Origin of the sequence: Sulfurovum sp. bin170, assembly GCF_010892395.1 — a bacterium.
Taxonomy (GTDB): Bacteria; Campylobacterota; Campylobacteria; order Campylobacterales; family Sulfurovaceae; genus UBA1140.
In genome coordinates this window covers 1-4414 of sequence record NZ_JAACKB010000380.1, presented here as the reverse complement: position 1 = coordinate 4414, position 4414 = coordinate 1, and the positions used below count along the sequence as shown (strand labels likewise).

Annotated in this window: 3 protein-coding genes; all 3 read left to right on the top strand. The window is 33.2% G+C overall.

Going from position 1 to position 4414, the window contains the following annotated elements; translation table 11 throughout:
- Positions 1 to 710: condensation domain-containing protein (locus GSY74_RS09025; protein WP_164664777.1), on the top strand; the 710-nt coding region annotated here is incomplete at its 5' end.
- Positions 711 to 2549, top strand: a complete 1839-nt coding sequence (gene asnB, locus GSY74_RS09020; protein ID WP_164664776.1) for an asparagine synthase (glutamine-hydrolyzing) — start codon at positions 711 to 713, stop codon at positions 2547 to 2549.
- Positions 2539 to 4414, top strand: a 1876-nt coding sequence (locus tag GSY74_RS09015; RefSeq protein WP_164664775.1) for a non-ribosomal peptide synthetase, incomplete at its 3' end; no start/stop codon positions are given. The genes asnB and GSY74_RS09015, both read left to right, overlap by 11 nt.

Genomic DNA, 4414 nt, shown 5'->3' with positions numbered 1-4414 from the left:
TTGAAAATAGAAGAGAGTATCACGGTGGATTACTTCGTCTTACTTTAGGAGAGAGTCTCTCTAGTAGATTAAGAGAGATAGCAAAAGAGTCTAATAAGAGTCTTTTTGGTGTTTTGCTCACTCTTATTGATATACTCTTTCATCTATACTCTAATGAAGAGCAGATTACTATTGGTACACCTGTAGCCAATGCAAGAGATGATGAGTCGTTTCAAAATCAAATTGGTCTCTATCTTAATACCATTGTGATTAGTTCAAATATAGATAATAAGTTGAGGGTAAGAGATATTTTAGAGCATGTTTCAGAGGATATTTTGGATGCTTTTGAGCATCAAAGTTATCCATTTGATAAGGTTGTAGAGGATTTAAATGCCAATAGTCCTCTCTTTGATGTCATGGTGATACTCCAAAACTTTGAGAAAAAAGTCTTTGATTTTTCTGATGCAGGGTTTAAGATGCGAGAGAATATAAATTATGGTAGCAAATTTGATTTAAAATTTGAATTTGAAGATGTTGAGAATATAGAGCTTATGATAGAGTACAGCCTTGATATTTACAAGAGAGAGACCATAGAGAGTATGAGTCGTAATTTAATTAAATTATTTGATTTGGTAAGTCATAATATAGACCTTGACATAGTCCATCTCAAAAAAGAATTAAAGTTAGATTTAGAATTAAATATAGACCAAGATATAGATGAGGATTTTTAGATGTGTGGAATAGTAGGCGTTGTTAATTTCAAAAAGAGTGTAGCGAAAAAAAAGATAAAGTCTATGGCAGACAAATTGACACATCGTGGTCCAGATGAAGAGGGTTATTTCCTTAAAGATAATATGGCATTTGGATTTAAGAGACTCTCTATTGTTGATTTAAACCATGGTCAGCAACCTATGTTTTTTGAAAACTTAGTGCTTGTCTGTAATGGAGAGATTTATAATCATCATGAGCTTCGTGAGGAGCTAAAAGACAAATATACATTTAAAACCGAGTGTGATGTAGAAGTGATACTCTATATGTACAAAGAGTATGGTGAGGAGTTTGTAAAAAGACTCAATGGTCAGTTTGCAATAGCGATATATAATAGAGATACCAAAGAGATATTTCTAGCTAGAGACCATGTAGGGATTACACCTCTGTTTTATACGCTACACAAAAATAGATTTATATTTGCATCAGAGATAAAAGCAATACTAGAATATACCAAAGCCGAAATAGACCCCAAAGGGCTTGACCAAGTATTGACATTCCCAGGGCTTACAGCTCCACAGACAATATTTAAAAACATCAAAAGCCTACAAGCAGGACACTATCTCAAATTTAAAAAGAAAAACTATACTCTACATAAATATTGGGATTTAGACTATCCTCTATCTGTAGAGGACAAAGGTAAAGAGTATTATTTGGAAAAGCTTGATTATCATCTCAAAAGAGCCGTTTCTTTGAGACTTAATGCCGATGTAGATGTAGGATTTTATCTTAGTGGTGGGTTAGACTCCTCTTTGATAGCTTCTCTCATACATAAGCTCGTACCTGATATGCAAAGAGATTCATATTCTATCTCGTTTAGTGATTCAAATATAGATGAGTCTCCTTATCAAGAGTTGATGGCAAAAGAGGTAAATTCAAACCACCATACGATACATTTTGGTTGGAGTGAGATAGCAAGTAGATTAAAAGAGATGGTCTATCATGCAGAAGCTCCCCTAAAAGAGAGTTATAATACTTGTTCCCTAGCACTTTCAGCATCTGTGAGAGAAAATGGTAAAAAGGTTATACTCACAGGAGAAGGTGCAGATGAACTTTTTGGTGGTTATGTCGGTTATAGACTAGGCTCGAAGCGAGAGAGTGGATTTGATATGGATAGCATTTTAGAAGATGAAATTACCCAAAAGCTATGGGGTGATAGTGGATTTTTCTATGAAAAAGAGTATGCAGGGTTTAATGAATTTAAAGAACTTTTTTACTCTGATAAATTATTAAAAAAGCTACATAAATTTAATTCTACAGAGAACGATTTAGTAGATTTATCACAGCTAGAGGGTAGGGACTTTTTTCATAAACGCTCCTATATAGATTTCAAAGTAAGGCTTAGTGAACATCTTTTAGCAGACCATGGAGATAGAGTATGTTATGCCAATAGTATAGAGGCTAGATATCCATTTTTGGATGTTGAGCTTATAGAATTTATCAAGACAATACCTGTAAAGTATATGATATTTGAGAACAAAGAGAAGTATATTTTAAATGAATATGCTAAAGATTATGTGCCATCAGAGATTACAGATAGAGAAAAGTTTGCGTTCGTTGCTCCCAATGCGAGTTATCTCCTCAAACAAGATATAGAGTGGATTAACAAGCTTCTTGATACTAAAAAGATAAAAAAAGAGGGCTTTTTCAATCCTGATATGGTAGAAAATTTAAAGCAGAGATACCTTAGTGATGATTTTGTACTCAATCAGACATTTGAAAATGACTTTTTGATGTTTGTATTAACATTTGAGATACTATTAGAAGAGTTTGATATAAAAGGATACAAAGATGATAAATAAAAAAATAATACATACCGTTTTTGAAGAGAGAGTCCAAAAAAATCCAGAAAATATAGCTATTGTCTATGGTGAAGAACAAATCACTTATAGAGAGTTAAATAGTAGAGCAAATGGTATAGGCAATGTGATAGACAGTGAAAAATATATCGCTATTTTTATGCCAAATAGCATAGACTATGTCATTACTCTTTTGGGTATTTTAAAATCAGGGTCTATCTCTGTGCCTATTGATGTACTCGCTCCAAATGAAAGAATCTTAAAAATCATCACAAAAGCAGATATAGAGACTATTATTACCAACAAAGCCAATATTAAAAACCTCAAAAAGATACTCAAAAGCCTTAAACTTGATAGAGAGATAATACTCTTAGAAGATACTATATCAAGCGAAAATAATTTAGCATTAAAATCAAAAGAGGATAGTTCTGCGTATTTGATGTTTACTTCAGGCTCAACAGGAGAACCCAAAGCGATTATCGGTATGCAAAAGTCACTTAGTCATTTTATCCATTGGGAGTGTAAAGAGTTTGCGATAGATGAGAGTTTTAAAATATCTCAACTCGCAGGTGTGACTTTTGATGTGAGTCTTAGAGATATTTTCACAGCATTGATAAGTGGTGCTACGCTTTATATTCCTACACAAAGAACCAATATTGAGTATCTTGCTAGATGGATAAGTCAAAGCAGACTCAATCTTATTCATATCGTGCCGTCTCTGTTTAGATTATTACTCAAAGAGTTTGAGTTTAACAGTTATGATTTATCTGAGCTTAAACATATTCTTTTGGCAGGTGAAGCACTCTATGGAAGTGATGTATTGGCGTTTAATCGTCTCTATCCTCATATTGAATTAGTAAATCTCTATGGTCCTAGTGAGACGACTCTTGCCAAAATATTTAATAGGATTAAGATAGAAGATGTCACAAACCAAAATATGATAATGCCTTTGGGTCAAGCTATCTCAAATACAGCGATACTGATACTCAAAAATAGTAAATTAGCACAAGTGAGACAAGTGGGTGAGATTTATATCAAAACACCATTTAGGTCAAAAGGCTATCTAAAAGAAGAGAAACTTAGCCAAGAAGTCTTTGTACAAAACCCTCTAAGCAAAAAAGAAGATATACTCTACAAGACAGGAGATATGGGAAGATACAAAGCAGATGGTACGGTGGAGTTTGTAGGACGAGCAGACAGTCAAGTCAAGATAAATGGTATCAGAGTAGAGCTTCAAGAGATAGAGATTGCTATCAAAAGCTACAAAAAAGTAGAAAATGCGATTATCATATCAGAGATGTCACCGTCTAAAGAGATAGTGGTTATCTGTTATTATATAGAAAAAAGTAGATTTGTTCAGAGTGATATAAGAGAGTATTTAGTAGAGGTCATACCGAGTTATATGATACCTAACTTCTTTATAAAAATGGAGAGTTTCCCTCTGAATTTTCATGGTAAAATAGATAAAAAGTCTCTACCCAAACCAGAAGATTTAATCTACTTAGATAGAGAGTTTATAGAGCCTCAGGGAGAAACTCAAATAGAAGTAGCTAAAATCTTTTCTCAAATCCTTAGAGTAGATAAAGTGAGTGCAGATATTACCTTTACTCAGTTGGGTGGAAATTCGCTTAATTCAATCTCTGCTACAGCTAAGATAAGTCATCAGTTTTCTGTACAGATAAATATCAAAGAGTTTTTTGAAAATCAAAGTGTAGAGAAACTCTCATATCTCATTGATAATGCTCAAAGAATAGAGACAGCTACCGTAGAGATAAAACCCTTAGCAAAAAGTGATGATTATGCACTATCAAATTCTCAAAGAAGACTTTGGGTACTTGATAAACTTCAAGAAAATTTCAATAGTTATA